Annotated in this window: 15 protein-coding genes; 14 read left to right on the forward strand and 1 reads right to left on the reverse strand. The window is 49.4% G+C overall.

The window, feature by feature from the left end:
- Nucleotides 1-32 precede the first annotated feature (32 nt).
- On the reverse strand, nt 33-338 hold the full coding sequence (locus JJU14_RS00325; RefSeq protein ID WP_228610388.1) for a DUF6170 family protein: 306 nt from the start codon (nt 336-338) through the stop codon (nt 33-35).
- A gap of 272 nt (nt 339-610) precedes the next feature.
- Between JJU14_RS00325 and JJU14_RS00330 the strand changes: the two genes are divergently transcribed.
- From JJU14_RS00330 to JJU14_RS00395, 14 genes are all read left to right on the forward strand, one after another.
- Nucleotides 611-979, forward strand: coding sequence for a DVU3141 family protein (locus JJU14_RS00330; RefSeq protein ID WP_228610390.1), 369 nt, complete (start codon nt 611-613; stop codon nt 977-979).
- Nucleotides 980-1033: 54 nt separating this feature from the next.
- On the forward strand, nt 1034-2758 hold the full coding sequence (locus JJU14_RS00335; protein WP_228610392.1) for a polysaccharide biosynthesis/export family protein: 1725 nt from the start codon (nt 1034-1036) through the stop codon (nt 2756-2758).
- A gap of 21 nt (nt 2759-2779) precedes the next feature.
- Nucleotides 2780-3565, forward strand: coding sequence for an ABC transporter permease (locus tag JJU14_RS00340; protein ID WP_300976115.1), 786 nt, complete (start codon nt 2780-2782; stop codon nt 3563-3565).
- A complete protein-coding gene (locus JJU14_RS00345; RefSeq protein WP_228610395.1) occupies nt 3562-4224 on the forward strand; it encodes an ABC transporter ATP-binding protein in 663 nt (220 codons plus the stop codon). Before JJU14_RS00340 ends, JJU14_RS00345 begins: the two co-directional genes overlap by 4 nt.
- A complete protein-coding gene (locus JJU14_RS00350) occupies nt 4221-5303 on the forward strand; it encodes a chain-length determining protein (protein ID WP_228610401.1) in 1083 nt (360 codons plus the stop codon). Before JJU14_RS00345 ends, JJU14_RS00350 begins: the two co-directional genes overlap by 4 nt.
- Before the next feature lie 13 nt (nt 5304-5316).
- On the forward strand, nt 5317-7101 hold the full coding sequence (locus tag JJU14_RS00355; RefSeq protein ID WP_228610403.1) for a capsular polysaccharide biosynthesis protein: 1785 nt from the start codon (nt 5317-5319) through the stop codon (nt 7099-7101).
- Complete coding sequence (locus tag JJU14_RS00360; RefSeq protein ID WP_228610404.1) at nt 7101-8306, forward strand: glycosyltransferase family 4 protein; 1206 nt, start codon at nt 7101-7103, stop codon at nt 8304-8306. Before JJU14_RS00355 ends, JJU14_RS00360 begins: the two co-directional genes overlap by 1 nt.
- A 5-nt stretch (nt 8307-8311) precedes the next feature.
- Nucleotides 8312-9364 carry a dTDP-glucose 4,6-dehydratase gene (gene rfbB, locus JJU14_RS00365; protein ID WP_228610406.1) on the forward strand — a complete coding sequence of 351 codons (1053 nt, stop codon included), beginning with the start codon at nt 8312-8314 and terminating at the stop codon, nt 9362-9364.
- Between the two features lie 31 nt (nt 9365-9395).
- Nucleotides 9396-10274 carry a dTDP-4-dehydrorhamnose reductase gene (rfbD, locus tag JJU14_RS00370; protein ID WP_228610408.1) on the forward strand — a complete coding sequence of 293 codons (879 nt, stop codon included), beginning with the start codon at nt 9396-9398 and terminating at the stop codon, nt 10272-10274.
- Between the two features lie 84 nt (nt 10275-10358).
- Nucleotides 10359-11534, forward strand: a complete 1176-nt coding sequence (locus JJU14_RS00375) for a nucleotide sugar dehydrogenase (protein ID WP_228610410.1) — start codon at nt 10359-10361, stop codon at nt 11532-11534.
- Between the two features lie 111 nt (nt 11535-11645).
- A complete protein-coding gene (gene rfbA / locus JJU14_RS00380; protein WP_228610412.1) occupies nt 11646-12512 on the forward strand; it encodes a glucose-1-phosphate thymidylyltransferase RfbA in 867 nt (288 codons plus the stop codon).
- 32 nt (nt 12513-12544) lie between these two features.
- Nucleotides 12545-13456 carry a UTP--glucose-1-phosphate uridylyltransferase GalU gene (gene galU / locus JJU14_RS00385; RefSeq protein WP_228610414.1) on the forward strand — a complete coding sequence of 304 codons (912 nt, stop codon included), beginning with the start codon at nt 12545-12547 and terminating at the stop codon, nt 13454-13456.
- Between the two features lie 12 nt (nt 13457-13468).
- On the forward strand, nt 13469-14014 hold the full coding sequence (gene rfbC, locus JJU14_RS00390; RefSeq protein ID WP_228610416.1) for a dTDP-4-dehydrorhamnose 3,5-epimerase: 546 nt from the start codon (nt 13469-13471) through the stop codon (nt 14012-14014).
- Nucleotides 14015-14131: 117 nt separating this feature from the next.
- Nucleotides 14132-14587 carry an adenylyltransferase/cytidyltransferase family protein gene (locus JJU14_RS00395; RefSeq protein WP_228610418.1) on the forward strand — a complete coding sequence of 152 codons (456 nt, stop codon included), beginning with the start codon at nt 14132-14134 and terminating at the stop codon, nt 14585-14587.
- Nucleotides 14588-14591 lie beyond the last annotated feature (4 nt).

The following is a 14591-nucleotide window of genomic DNA, read 5'->3' on the forward strand; positions in this document are numbered from 1 at the left end:
GCAAGCAGTGCCAAACGCTTTCAGCGTGATGGTTACTCCTTGCTACCTGGCTCCAGCTCTTTGCGGATTGCCGGTAAATCTGGCCGGCACAACAAATACGTCAATGGCCGGGTCACGGCAGGGTAGACAATAATCAATGCAATGGCGTAGGGAATGATGCGCCAATCGTTGGCTTGCGCCATCATCAAAAAGAACACAAACAGAATCACCAGTTTGATGATGTTCAGCAAAAACTTTTTGGGCACGGGCAGGCGGTCGGCCGCAGTACGCATTACTTGCATACGTTCGGCAAAATTCAGCCCTTCAAGCTCGGGGATGCGTTGGCTGTTGAAAAACATAGGGGACCTCTTCAGAATTTGTTGCTGGTAGAATAATAGTTATTCTACATGAAGCAAGCTCTAACGTAGTAGAAATGCCAGCCAAACGCCGCCAGAGCGAACAAAACCTAATCAGTAGAGATAAACACGCCCTTGTACTGGATTTGATACTGGCGTCACTCAGGTTGAAGTGATACTATTTTTGCACTGTTCTGGACATCAGATTAACACCAAAACAAGCAACGACTGCGGCTCAAGCGCGGCAGTGCCGCTGCCTAAAGAAGATGGACTTTATGCTCAACGCCCGAATCAACTTTCTTCATCTGCTGTTGCTAGCTTCAGCTGCGATTTTAAGCAGCGCCTGTGTCAGCACCAATCAACATAATCAGTCGATCCTTGCTGCCGATTCGATCATGCCCGTGCCATTGTTGCCAGTCAGTAGTTTCGATTCGCTGGCGATGGCCAACAGTGGCGATCTGGTGCAGTTAGTTGAGTCCCCATGGGGAAGCCCGATTCAAGTCAGGGTGAAAGATCGTTATGTTTCAGCCAGCAATCGGTTGTGTTTGGCCTTGCAAGTTGCGCCTGATCAGCTCAACCAGTCAGCATTGGTCTGTCAAAACGAAGCCCGGCAATGGTATCAGGGGCGGGCGTTGGCTTTTTAAGCAGACAACGAATGAATTCGCCCGCACTGGGCCATGTACAAGACGGATGAAATAATGAAGCGAAATTCCATGTGCCAGGGTCGAAAATTGGCAACGGCCTTGTTTGGTCTGCTGTGCTGTGCTACGACGGCACTGGCGAACCCCTTTACAGAACAATCGCAGCTGGTTCAGACGCAACAAGCCAGAGCGGTTCAGGCTCAACAGCAAGCTGCTTTGCAAGAGCCTAAATCCAACGTCAATTGGCAGCAAGGCGGCTATGGTCCTATTCCTTCGATGGAGCAGGGCGTAAGCAAAGATATACGCCCCTTTGGCGCTGAATTATTCAGCGGTGGCTTTCGCGGCATCAGAGCCGATGGTCTAAACCCCGATTACCTTATTCTGCCTGGTGATCAGATTACCTTGAGAGTGTGGGGAGCCATCGATATTGATCGTATTTTACCGGTGGATGCGCAGGGTAATATTTTTATTCCTGGCATAGGGCCGGTTAAAGTTCAGGGTGTGAGTCACAGCCAATTGGATGGCATAGTACGCAATGCTGTTCGCAGGGTGTATCCAGACAACGTCTATGTGTATACCAACTTGCAAGGCGTTCAGCCAGTTGCGGTTTTTGTGACTGGTTTTGTCAATAAACCCGGCCGTTATGCCGGAGTACCAAATGACTCTGTGTTGTATTTTCTGGATCAAGCCAGCGGCATAGATGAGGAGCAAGGCAGTTACCGCCGTATCCGTTTACTGCGAAACGGAGAAACCCTGGCAGAAATGGATTTGTATGATTTTTTGCTTGAAGGCAAATTGCATCATGCCCAGCTGCAAAATGGCGATACCATTCTGGTGGAGCGACGCGGCCCGCAAATTGCTGTGCATGGTGAGGTTGGCCGTGCTTATTTCTATGAACTAAACGATGACGTACTTTATGGTTCGACATTGATGCAACTAGCGCAGTTGGATGCAGGTGTATCGCATGCTCTGGTGCGAGGCCAGCGAGCTAGTGGCCCATATGCCAATTATCAGGCTTTAGAGTCTTTTGCGGATCTTGCTATTGCCAACGGTGATGAAGTGGTTTTTGTTGCCGATCGACATTCCGATACCATCGTCGTTCAATTGGAAGGCAGCTATTACGGTCCATCATTCTTTATTTTGCCAAAAAACGCGACCTTGCATCAGCTGCTGGATAATATCCCGGTTGACCAGGTGATTGCGGAAACCCGCAGTATTTCAATTCGGCGGGTAAGTGTGGCCGAACGGCAGCGCGAGTCGCTATTGGAATCCTTGCGCCGTTTGGAAACCACTTACCTGGGAGCCTCCTCATCAACTGCTGAAGAATCCGCTATCCGAGTTCGCGAGGCTGAACTAATCAGTGCTTTTGTAGCTCGGGCTCGTGAAGTGGAGCCTAATGGCCGACTGGTGGTCAGCCATCGCGATCAATTGCTTGATTTACGGCTGCAAGATGGTGATGTCATTACTATTCCTGAAAAATCGGACTCCATCTTAGTCAGCGGTGAAGTGTACATTCCACAAGCTTCGATTTTTGTGCCTGGTATGAGTGCATGGGATTACATTGAAGCCGCTGGCGGTTTTAGCCAACATGCTGATAAACGCCGCATTCTGATTGTGCGTCAAAATGGCGAAGTAAGAAATGCACGCGATGTCGAGCTGCGTCCGGGGGATGAAATCCTGGTGTTGCCTGCAGTAACGACCAAGAATCTGCAACTTGCATCCACGCTTACTCAGATCATTTATCAAATTGCCATTGCTGCGAAAGTGGCATTGGATATCTAAGGGTAGTAGGGCGGCAAACGGATGAAAGAGCGCAGCTCATTACAGGTCACCTTGCATGTATGGTATGCGCTCTTTATGCGTGAAGCTATGGCCAGGATGTCGGGTGATCGTTTTGGCTGGACCTGGATGCTGCTGGAACCAGTCGCGCACATTATGTTGATGATTGCTGTGCGTGAATTTATGGGACGGATCCGCTTTATTCCCGGAGCCGATTTTATTCCTTACCTGATCGTTGGTTTGATGGGTTTTTTCATCTTCCGGGATGCAGCAACGCGCTCTATGTCGGCAATTAATGCAAACAGCGGTTTATTCGCATACAGGCAGCTTCATCCTGTTGATACCGTTATTGTTCGAGCAGCACTAGAGGGCGTTCTTAAAACCATTGTTTTTATGTTGCTGGTAGTTGGTGCGGTATTCATTGGCCTGAATATTGTGCCAATGGATCCTTTGAGGGTTATTATTGCCTGGTTGACACTTTGGTTACTCGGCCTGGGTTTTGGTCTTGTGTTCTCCATTGCGGTTACCCTTGTACAAGAGTCCGAAAAAATCATTCGTATGATGATGTTTCCTCTGTACTTCTTATCGGGTGTCATTATTCCCGTCCAGCTCATGCCGCACAGTGTTCAGCAGGTGCTTATTTACAACCCTATTTTGCACGCCCTCGAAAGCATGCGTTATGGGTTTTTCCCTGCCTATCGCAGTATCCATGGCATAGAATTGATGTATCCGATGGCATTATCGCTTGGCATGATTCTGTTAGGCTTGATGCTACAAGTCCGTCTTAAAACCAAGTTGATGGCACAATGATCGACGTTCGTAATCTCTACAAGCGATACCATGGTCCCTTTGGTGGCGACTGGGTGCTAAAGGATGTGAACTTTGTCATTCCGCAAGGTGTAAGTGTTGGCTTGATTGGTCGCAATGGTGCAGGTAAGTCTACCCTATTAAAGCTGCTAGCACGGATGGATACACCTGATAAAGGCGAAATTATCACCAACAGCAAGATTTCCTGGCCCATTGGCCTAAAAGGTGGCTTTCAGGGGAGCATGACCGGTCGACAAAATGTGAAGTTTGTCGCCCGCATTCATGGTGGTGAAGATCGAATGCAGCAGATTATTGACTATGTGGAAGATTTCGCTGAAATAGGCAAAGCCTTTGATCAACCAATGAAAACGTACTCCAGCGGTATGCGTAGCCGGCTGGCTTTTGGTTTATCTTTAGCCTTTGATTTTGATGTGTATATATCTGATGAAGCGACCGCCGTAGGTGATACGGCTTTTAAAAAGAAAGCGAAGAAAGCATTTCGTGACCGGATCGGTAAATCCAGTCTGATTATGGTGTCGCACAGCGTAGGCATCTTGCAGGATTTGTGTCAGGCCGGTATCTGGTTGCATCAAGGTCAGGCGATTTGGTTTGACCAACTGGACGACGCAATAGCAGCATACAATGAGAGTACCAATACATGAATAAAATCCGACAGCACCCACAATGGGGCGTTGCGCTGGCAGTCATTCTGATATCATTTTTTTACTGGATGCTGTTGGCGACCGATCGCTATGTTTCAGAAGCCAATATTGTGCTGAAAAGTCCGGAAATATCACCAGCAAGTCTGAACTTTTCATCGATATTGTCTGGTACTTCCGGTGCTGGTGATCTGCTGCTGTTGCGGGATCATATGTTGTCGGTTGATATGCTGAATGTATTGGAGGAGCGACTGCAAATTCGCCAGCACTTTGCCAGCAGTGACATTGATCGTTGGTCGCGCCTTAGCCGTGTGGATGCACCCATAGAAAAATTTCACCGCTATATGCTAAAGCGGATTGATGTTCACTTTGATGATTACGCCAATGTGCTTCGGCTGAGAGTGCAGGCTTATAATCCTGAAATGGCACAAAAAATTGCGCAAACTCTCTTGCAGGAAGGTGAGCTGCACATGAATCGTATGGGACAGCGCCTGGCAGAAGAACAAGTTGCTTTTATTGAAGGTCAGGTAGAGGTGCTGGAGCAACGACTTTACCGTGCTCGTGAGGCGCTGCTGACGTTTCAAAATACCCATGGACTGGTATCACCAACAGGATCGGTAGAAAGCATCATGATGATCGTCGCACAGTTGGAAGCACAAAAAGCACTGATGGAAGCACAGCGTAAAGCAAGCAGTAGCTTTCAAAGCCCTAACTCGCCAGAGATGCAGCGATTGGACAGCCAAATCCAAGCGTTGAACACCCAAATTCAACAAGAGCGAAATAAGCTGGCGACAGCTGATGGGGATGCACTAAATCGTATTTCTGCGGAGTTTGAAACACTGGCCTTGCAGGCGCAATTCGCACTTGAGCTGTATTCGAACTCCTTATTAATGCTCGAAACGACCCGGGTTGAGGCCGCCCGCAAGCTAAAACAAGTCTCGGTACTGCAATACCCAACGATGCCGCAATACTCGGTGGAACCGCGTCGGAGTTATAATTTCGCTGTGGTTTGTTTTTTTGCTATCCTGCTGGCTGCTATTGTGCAATTAACGCGTGCCATTATCCGTGACCATTTAGATTAGCGGTAGACTTTCATTGAGCAAACCCACTGCCGTTTTGCAGGAAAAAACCAGTCGAGCAGGCTGGACTTTACTGACTGCTGCGCCTGTTTTTAGCCACGCTTTATCTGGGCAGGCGGAACCATTATTATGCTGGCGGCAGCAAGTCTCAGTACCGTTATCGCCAAGCCAGCATAGCCTTAGTCTGATTTTTATTAAGCAATGGCAGCAACTGGAGTTGGCAGCCAGTAATTTTTTAAGACCTTCGACACAGCCCCTAGCAGCTTATCAGTTGATTCTTGTCGATAGTCAATGCAGTGATCAGCTGTTTTGTCAGATGCTGCAACAGGCTGCGGAGTATCCGGAGCTGATACTTTGTTTGGCATCAGCAGAGCCTGAGGACCAACAGCGTTTACAACAATTGCAACAGCAGGCGATGAATTTTGCCGCCGCTACTGCAAGTCAAGACCGGCTGCACTTTCAGTTTGCTTGTCATACGGCTAACTTAATGCGAACAGCCTATCGGGTGTTTTGCAGTCGATCGCTCTTGGCGCTCGAGGCTTTACTTTGGCAAAAGCCTTTGCATTGCATGCAAGACTCTCCTTTTGTGAGTTGTGAGCACAGTCAAGGGCCTTTTAGTCAACCAGTGACGGCTAAAGTCGAACTGGCAGCTTTTATATATCATGCCATTTTAGCAGGGGAACACGCATTACATCCTGAGCGGCAACAGCCCTGCACGGTCGAAGAGTTATTGTGCTGGGCCGGGTTACAGCACAGGATGCGAATGGCTTTGCCTAAGCACATTTATGCGTATGGCTTTTCCCGCTTCTGGCGCAAAACACTGCAGCGCTTTACTCAAGGCAGTTCGATTACTTTTTTAAGAAAAGGTGCCGCATTGCCTTCGCAGGGCACCTTATTGGTGTGGGGCCGCAGAGCTTTGCCTGCTGTTCAGGCTGGCTTAAGGCTTATTCGGTTAGAAGATGGTTTTATTCGTTCAGTTGGGCTCGGTGCCGAGTTTGCTCAGCCGATGTCTTGGATTTTCGATCAGCGTGGTTTGTATTTTGATGCCACTCAGCCCTCGGATCTTGAGCAGCTATTGCAAGAGCTGACACTTACTGATAAACAGCGCACACGAGCAGAAGCGCTGCGTGAGCGTATATGCGCGCAAGGCGTCACCAAATACAATGTTGGTCAGGCCAGGTGGCAGCGTCCAGATACCAGCAAAACAATTGTACTGGTACCTGGCCAGGTAGAAACCGACGCCTCCATTGAATATGGAGCCAACCAGGTGCGCAGTAATTTGCAATTGCTGATGCAGGTACGCGAGAAAAACCCGGATGCCTGGGTGATTTACAAACCACATCCGGATGTGTATTCCGGTGCCAGAGCGCAAGGGGCGGGCGAGGATGAAGCCAGCGCATATTGTGATGAGTTGGTGCTGGATGTCAGCATGGCTGTGCTGTTGGAACAGGTTGATGAGGTGCATCTGATCACGTCACTCACTGGTTTTGAAGCATTGCTGCGGGGTAAGAAGGTGGTGTGCTATGGCTGGCCCTTTTACGCAGGCTGGGGCTTAACCGAAGATACCTTACCAGCGCCACGACGTGGCCGGCAGCTGGATTTGGCGACCCTGGTGTATGCCACTTTAATTGCGTATCCGCGCTATATCAGCGATGTAACTGGTGGCTTTAGTTCGGCGGAACAAGTTTTAATGGAAATTGAGCAGCGGCGGCAGCAAACGCCCACCACGATTGATAAGGCCATGCTGCTGGTGCGTAGATGCCTACGATGGGTGCTAAATCTGTTGTTTGGGAAAAAATAATGCAGCAAAGCGACAACAACCAACCCATTGGCAACCATGGCAAGCGTATCGCCGTCGTGGGTTCTTTAACCCAAGCCATGCTGAATTTTCGCAGTGATTTAATTTGTGAACTGGTGGCTGCTGGACACCAGGTCTATGCCTTTGCCACCGATTATTGTGAACAGAGCCAAGCGGCAGTGCGAGAGCTTGGTGCTATTCCGGTGCCCTATAAGCTGAACCGTTTTAGCTACAATCCAATCAGTGATTTATGGACCAGCTGGCAACTCTACCGTTTGTTTAAGCAACTACGTATTGATATCAGCTTTTGTTATTTCGTCAAACCCGTTATTTTCGGCACCCTGGCAGCCTGGCTGGCCAAGGTACCCTTTCGTGTCGCGAAAATAGAAGGCTTGGGCCGTGCCTTCATTGAACCACCGCAAGGGGCGGGGTTGCGATGTCGTCTGATCCGACGTGTCCAGGTCGGCTTGTACCGCTTCGTGCTACCGAAAACGCACCAAGTTTTTTTGCTTAATCCGGATGATTATCAGGATCTGATTCATCATTATCAGATATCTATTCCCAGGCTGACACTGCTGAGCGGTATTGGTACCTGCTTGCATCGCTATCCGTATCATCCACCGCAATTAGATCCTATCCGCTTTATCTTTGTTGGTCGCTTGTTGCAGGAGAAGGGGATCCGATATTTTTTGCAAGCCGCTGCAATGATCAAAGCCCAATACCCAGGAGTAGAGTTTGTGGTGGTTGGCCAACCAGATACTGCTAAAGGCTCTATTAGCCAGCAAGAGTTGGATGATTGTGTCGCCAGTGGCTTGATTGTTTACCCGGGTTTGGTCAGCAATGTGGTGGATTGGTTGGCGCAATCCAGCGTTTTTGTATTGCCTTCCTATTACCGTGAAGGGGTTCCTCGAAGTACTCAAGAAGCTATGGCTGTGGGCTTGCCGGTCATTACCACCGATATGCCTGGCTGTCGGGAAACGGTCGAGCAGGGAAAAAACGGCTTCTTGATTCCACCGCACAATGTCGATGCCTTGATAGAGCAAATGCGGTACTTTATTGACAATCCTCAGCAGATTGATGGGATGGGAAGGCACAGCCGACAACTGGCTGAGCAAAAGTTTGATGTGGTTAAGATTAATAAACAGATTATGACTGCACTGAATCTAAATACCATACCGGTCGCAGAGCCAACAAAGGTAGAAAGTTAACAAGCATGAGTGGACGCATTTTGGTAACCGGCGGTGCTGGTTTTATTGGTTCGGCGCTGGTGCGCCATCTGATCAACAACACATCTTATCAGGTGTTGAATGTTGATAAACTCACTTATGCCGGTAATCTGGCATCCCTACAATCAATTGCTGCTCATCCACGCTATCAGTTTGTGCAGGCCGACATTTGCGATCAAGCCCGGATGCAGCAGTTGTTGCAGCAGTTTCAGCCAGACATCATTATGCATCTGGCCGCTGAAAGTCATGTTGATCGCTCCATTGATGGTCCGGCAGCCTTTATCCAGACCAATATTGTCGGTACCTATACTCTGCTGGAAGCGGCACGAAGCTATTGGCAGGGATTGGAATCAGCCGCTCAAGCGCGCTTCCGCTTTCACCATATTTCTACCGATGAGGTGTATGGCGATCTATCGCAAAGCGATGCATTCTTTACCGAACAGACGCCGTACGCGCCCAGTTCACCCTATTCGGCCAGTAAAGCCAGCTCCGATCACCTGGTGCGGGCCTGGCAGCGTACCTATGGTCTGCCAACGCTTATTACCAATTGCTCCAACAATTATGGCCCGTACCACTTCCCGGAAAAGCTGATACCGCTCACCATTTTAAATGCACTGGCAGGCAAGCCGTTGCCTGTCTATGGCAATGGCCAGCAAATCCGCGACTGGCTCTATGTAGACGACCATGCCAGGGCGCTGCTCTGTGTGGCAACGCAGGGTAAGATTGGGGAAACTTACAACATCGGCGGCCACAACGAAAAACAGAACATCGAAGTCGTCAGATCCATCTGTACAATTCTGGAAGAATTGGCCCCCATTCAACATTCAAAACTCAACATTCAACACTACGAAAGTTTACTAACTTTCGTACAGGATCGCCCCGGCCACGACCAACGTTACGCCATCGATGCCAGCAAGATAGAGCGTGAACTTGGCTGGACACCGCGGGAAACGTTCGAAAGCGGGTTACGTAAAACCGTGCAATGGTACCTGGCCAACGAAGGCTGGTGGGGGCCTTTAGCACAAAACGGCAGTAACTAGCTCGCATAGCGGGCGGTAACGTGGACATTGAATGAAACTACTCATTACCGGCAGCTCAGGCCAGGTTGGCACTGAGCTCAAACAACAACTGCTAAGGCAGGCCGAGCTGCTAACACCAACCCGAGCCGAGCTGGATTTAGCCGATGCATCTGCTGTACAGGCCTATTTAGCGCAGCATCATCCAGCAGTCATTATCAATGCGGCTGCTTATACGGCGGTCGATTTGGCCGAAACCGAGCAGGCAGCAGCTCTGGCGCTCAATGCCCAGCTACCAGAGTTGCTGTCGCGTTATTGCGCTGCTAGCGGGGCCTATCTGATGCATTACTCCACCGATTACGTCTATCCGGGTACCGGCACCACCCCCTGGCAGGAAGACAGTGTCACCGGCCCGCTGAATGTGTATGGTCACAGCAAGTTGCAAGGTGATCTAGCGGTGCAACAACACTGCCCGACGGCGCTGATTTTTCGTACCAGTTGGGTTTATGCCCGGCAGGGCAAAAATTTTGTGCAGACTATCTTGCGGCTGGCGAAAGAGAAAACCGAACTGCGTATCGTGGCCGATCAAATCGGCGCTCCTACACCCGCCAGCCTGATTGCCGCCATCAGCCATCAAGCGCTGTCGCGCTGGCAAGCTGGTACAGCCATCGCCGGTGGCGTCTATCACCTGGCCCCGCGCGGCAGCTGCAGTTGGTACGATTTTGCCAAAGTTATTGTGAGCCAGGCCATAGCAGAAGGGCAGTCACTGGCACTGTCACCAGAGTCGATTCAGCCCATACCCAGCAGCGATTACCCAACCCCGGCCAGGCGGCCGCTGAATTCACGGCTTCATGTGGATAAACTGGAGCAGGCCCTTGGCATTCGCATGCCCGAGTGGCAGGAGGCGTTTCATAACTTGCGAAGCGAGCAGTAACCTGCCGTTTCACGGCGGTCACTAGCATCTTCAGCTCTCAGCAAGTATCATAAAGCCGCACGTCAAACTCAGGGAATGAACGCTATGTCGGAATACAAAATTGCCATTGCCGGAACCGGCTATGTAGGCTTATCCAACGCCATGCTACTGGCACAACACCACCAGGTTGTTGCCTTGGATATTCTTCCGGAAAAAGTCGCTTTACTAAATGACGGTAAGTCACCGATTGAAGACAAAGAGATTACTGAGTTTCTTACCAATAAAGCACTCAATTTTACGGCCACGACCGACAAAAACCAGGCCTATCAACACGCTGATTTTGTCGTGATTGCCACCCCAACGGACTATGACCCTGAAAATAATTACTTTAATACCAGCAGTGTCGAAGCCGTCATAGCCGACGTGATGGCAATTAACCCCAACGCAGTGATGGTTATTAAGTCCACCGTGCCGGTCGGCTATACCGCAGCAACCAAGCAACGACTAAAGCTTGATAATTTACTATTTTCCCCCGAGTTTCTGCGCGAGGGTAAGGCCTTGTACGATAACTTGTATCCATCCAGAATCATTGTGGGGGAGCGCTCAGGGCGGGCGGAAATTTTTGCGTCCATGTTACAACAAGGCGCCATTAAACAGGATATTCCGGTACTTTTTACCGACAGCACCGAAGCCGAGGCCATTAAGCTGTTCTCCAATACCTACCTAGCCATGCGGGTGGCGTTTTTTAATGAGCTGGATTCCTATGCCGAAAGTCATGGCCTTGATAGTCGGCAAATCATTGAAGGGGTAGGGCTGGATCCCCGTATCGGCAATCATTACAACAACCCCAGTTTTGGCTATGGCGGCTATTGCTTACCTAAAGATACCAAGCAACTGCTGGCCAACTATCAGAATGTACCTAACAACATCATTCAAGCCATTGTCGATGCCAATCAAACTCGTAAAGACTTCATTGCCACCTCGATTGTCAATAAGAACCCTAAGGTGGTTGGCATTTACCGCTTAGTTATGAAGTCAGGCTCCGATAATTTTAGAGCTTCTGCCATTCAGGGTATTATGAAGCGCATTAAAGCCAAAGGCATTGAAGTGGTGGTGTTCGAACCCGAGTTGAAGGAGTCGCACTTTTTCCGTTCACGGGTGATCAGGGATCTGCAAGAGTTTAAGCAGCTGTCGGATGTCATTGTTGCCAATCGCCGCACCGAAGCACTGGCGGATGTAGAAGAGAAAGTCTATACCCGTGACTTGTTTGGCAGTGATTAGCTGGCACTGCCAGCGCTCACTCTTGGCTAACCGACTTGCTCTTTGTCCTTAAAAAACTTAAGATGCCCATTCAATTTAGACTGGCATATTGCCTGGGCAGAGGACACAGTTTTGCGCAAAGGTATCGTACTGGCAGGAGGCTCTGGTACACGCTTGCATCCCATTACGCTTGGGATTTCCAAGCAATTGCTGCCCATTTACGACAAGCCCATGATTTACTATCCGATCTCGGTGCTCATGCTGGCCGGGATCCGTGATATTTTAATCATAACCACCCCAGACGACCAACCTGGTTTCAAACGACTGCTTGGCAGTGGTGAACAGTTTGGCGTGCGTTTTGAGTACTGCATCCAGCCCAAACCGGAAGGCTTGGCTCAGGCTTTTATCCTGGCTGAAGACTTTTTACAGCAACAGCCTGTCTGCATGGTGCTGGGTGATAATATTTTCCATGGTCAAAGTTTCAGTGCACAGTTAAAAGCGGCCAGTTTGCAGCAGCAAGGAGCTACCATTTTTGGCTACCAGGTCAAAAATCCGGAATGCTTTGGTGTGGTTGAGTTTGATGATGACGGCAAAGTTCTGTCGATTGAAGAAAAACCCAAGCAGCCTAAATCCAATTATGCAGTTACCGGTTTGTATTTTTACGACGATAACGTTAGTCAACTGGCCAGGCAGCTCAAACCATCCGAACGTGGTGAGTTGGAAATCACCTGCCTGAACAACCTTTATCTGGAGCAAGGCACCTTGCAGGTTGAGCGTTTTGGTCGTGGTTTCGCGTGGTTGGATACAGGTACCCACGACAGCCTGCTCGATGCCGCCCATTATGTGCAAACCATCGAGCACCGTCAGGGGTTAAAAGTGGCTTGTTTGGAAGAAATTGCCTGGCGCCAGGGCTGGGTAGACGATAAACATTTACTTAAACGGGCCCGTGCCTTTGCCAAAACCGGCTATGGCGCCTATTTACGCCATTTGGTCGATTAGCCCCTATTTCAGGACGAAACCAAGGAATTTGTATGAAAGTCACCAAAGCTGTTATTCCGGTTGCCGGCCTTGGCACCCGTATGTTGCCTGCCACCAAAGCGATTCCGAAAGAGATGCTGCCGGTGGTGGATAAGCCGCTGATCCAGTACGTGGTGAATGAGTGCATTGCAGCTGGCATCAAAGAGATTGTGCTGGTGACTCACTCATCCAAAAACTCCATAGAAAACCATTTTGATAAAAGCTTTGAGCTTGAATCCATGCTGGAGAAGCGGGTTAAGCGTCAGCTGCTCGATGAAGTACAGGCGATATGCCCGAAAGATGTCACCATCATGCATGTTCGCCAGGGTGAAGCCAAGGGTCTGGGCCATGCGGTACTTTGCGCTTATCCATTAATTGGCGATAACCCCTTTGCCGTAGTATTGCCGGATGTGTTGATTGATCATTACGACTGCAATCCTAAGCAGGATAACCTGGCTGAAATGATCAAACTGTTCGAGAGCGATGGTGTGAGCCAGGTGATGGTCGAACCGGTACCGATGGAACAGGTTAGCAGCTATGGGGTAGCCGATGTGGAAGGCCATCAGATGCACAGCGGCGAATCGGTAAAAATGACGGCCATTGTTGAAAAGCCGGCGGTGGAAGATGCTCCTTCTAATCTTTCGGTGGTCGGACGCTATGTGTTCTCTGCTGATCTTTGGGAAGCTTTGCAGTACACGCCGATTGGGGCTGGAGACGAAGTTCAGTTGACGGATGGCATTGCGATCCTTATGAAGCAACAACCAGTCAATGCTTACCATATCAAAGGTCGCAGCCATGATTGTGGTAATAAACTGGGCTATATGAAAACCTTTGTGGAGTTCGGTCTGCGTAGTCAGGTTCTTGGGAAGGATTTCACGGCTGCCATGCATGAACTAATGGTCAAGTACCCGCCACAGAACAACTAAGAAAGCGAACGCATGCAGATTACAGCAACCGCCATCCCAGACGTACTGCTCATCACCCCCAAGGTATTTGCAGATGAACGCGGCTTTTTTTTGGAAAGCTATAACCAACGTCAGTTTGAACAGGCCATAGGCCGCAACCTTACCTTCGTGCAGGATAATCACTCCAAATCGGGGCGCGGCGTGTTGCGCGGTTTGCATTATCAGATTAAACAGCCACAGGGTAAGCTGGTACGGGTGGTGCAGGGAGAGGTTTTGGATGTGGCCGTGGATCTGCGTCGTTCATCGCCCACATTCGGTCACTGGGTAAGTGCGCTCTTGACGGCTGAAAACAAAATGCAAATGTGGGTGCCGGAAGGTTTTGCCCATGGCTTTATTGTGCTCAGTGATACTGCTGAATTTGTTTATAAGGCCACGGATTATTATGCCCCGGAATTCGAGCGAGCCATTCGCTGGGACGACCCGGAACTGGCCATCGATTGGCAGTATGCCACCACGCCAGCACTGTCTGCTAAAGACTTGCAGGCCAAAAGCTTTTCTGGTGCTGAGTATTACCCATAAAGCAAAAATCAGTCAGTATCTTTAACAGGGCTATGTTACAATCCGATGTCAACCGGAATTCATTCCGGTTTTTCAATTGTCAGTACGAGCACTCGGATCGCAGTCAGGAACTCAGGCATGAAAAACATCATTACTTACGGCACCTTCGACCTTTTTCATATTGGCCACTTGAATCTGCTGAAACGTCTTTCCGAAATGGGCCAGTTAACGGTTGCCGTATCAACCGACGAGTTTAATGAAGGCAAAGGGAAAAAAACCATTATCCCCTTTGACCAGCGCATCGAAATTGTTCGTGGTTGTCGCTATGTCCACCAAGCGATCCCAGAGTGCAGCTGGGAGCAAAAAATTAAAGATATTCAAACCTATGATATCGATACTTTTGTGATAGGCGATGATTGGCAAGGCAAGTTCGACTTTTTAAAAGAGTACTGCGAAGTGGTGTACTTGCCACGTACTGAAGGCATTTCCACCACTCAGTTGAAAAAAGCATTAAGTGCTTTTTCCAGCATCAACAAAGAAGAATTTATGCGCGCTTTTGAAATTCTGGAAATGCTAAAAGCCGACTTAAATTAACAAA

The sequence above is a fragment of the Alkalimonas sp. genome (assembly GCF_020831925.1).
In the GTDB taxonomy this organism is placed as follows: domain Bacteria; phylum Pseudomonadota; class Gammaproteobacteria; order Enterobacterales; family Alteromonadaceae; genus Alkalimonas.

What these genes read in the sequence shown, in the direction of transcription:
- JJU14_RS00325 (WP_228610388.1), bottom strand. Translation starts at nt 338, where the DNA reads ATGTTTTTCAACAGCCAACGCATCCCCGAGCTTGAAGGGCTGAATTTT.
- JJU14_RS00330 (WP_228610390.1), top strand. Translation starts at nt 611, where the DNA reads ATGCTCAACGCCCGAATCAACTTTCTTCATCTGCTGTTGCTAGCTTCA.
- JJU14_RS00335 (WP_228610392.1), top strand. Translation starts at nt 1,034, where the DNA reads ATGAAGCGAAATTCCATGTGCCAGGGTCGAAAATTGGCAACGGCCTTG.
- JJU14_RS00340 (WP_300976115.1), top strand. Translation starts at nt 2,780, where the DNA reads ATGAAAGAGCGCAGCTCATTACAGGTCACCTTGCATGTATGGTATGCG.
- JJU14_RS00345 (WP_228610395.1), top strand. Translation starts at nt 3,562, where the DNA reads ATGATCGACGTTCGTAATCTCTACAAGCGATACCATGGTCCCTTTGGT.
- JJU14_RS00350 (WP_228610401.1), top strand. Translation starts at nt 4,221, where the DNA reads ATGAATAAAATCCGACAGCACCCACAATGGGGCGTTGCGCTGGCAGTC.
- JJU14_RS00360 (WP_228610404.1), top strand. Translation starts at nt 7,101, where the DNA reads ATGCAGCAAAGCGACAACAACCAACCCATTGGCAACCATGGCAAGCGT.
- rfbB (WP_228610406.1), top strand. Translation starts at nt 8,312, where the DNA reads ATGAGTGGACGCATTTTGGTAACCGGCGGTGCTGGTTTTATTGGTTCG.
- rfbD (WP_228610408.1), top strand. Translation starts at nt 9,396, where the DNA reads ATGAAACTACTCATTACCGGCAGCTCAGGCCAGGTTGGCACTGAGCTC.
- JJU14_RS00375 (WP_228610410.1), top strand. Translation starts at nt 10,359, where the DNA reads ATGTCGGAATACAAAATTGCCATTGCCGGAACCGGCTATGTAGGCTTA.
- galU (WP_228610414.1), top strand. Translation starts at nt 12,545, where the DNA reads ATGAAAGTCACCAAAGCTGTTATTCCGGTTGCCGGCCTTGGCACCCGT.
- rfbC (WP_228610416.1), top strand. Translation starts at nt 13,469, where the DNA reads ATGCAGATTACAGCAACCGCCATCCCAGACGTACTGCTCATCACCCCC.
- JJU14_RS00395 (WP_228610418.1), top strand. Translation starts at nt 14,132, where the DNA reads ATGAAAAACATCATTACTTACGGCACCTTCGACCTTTTTCATATTGGC.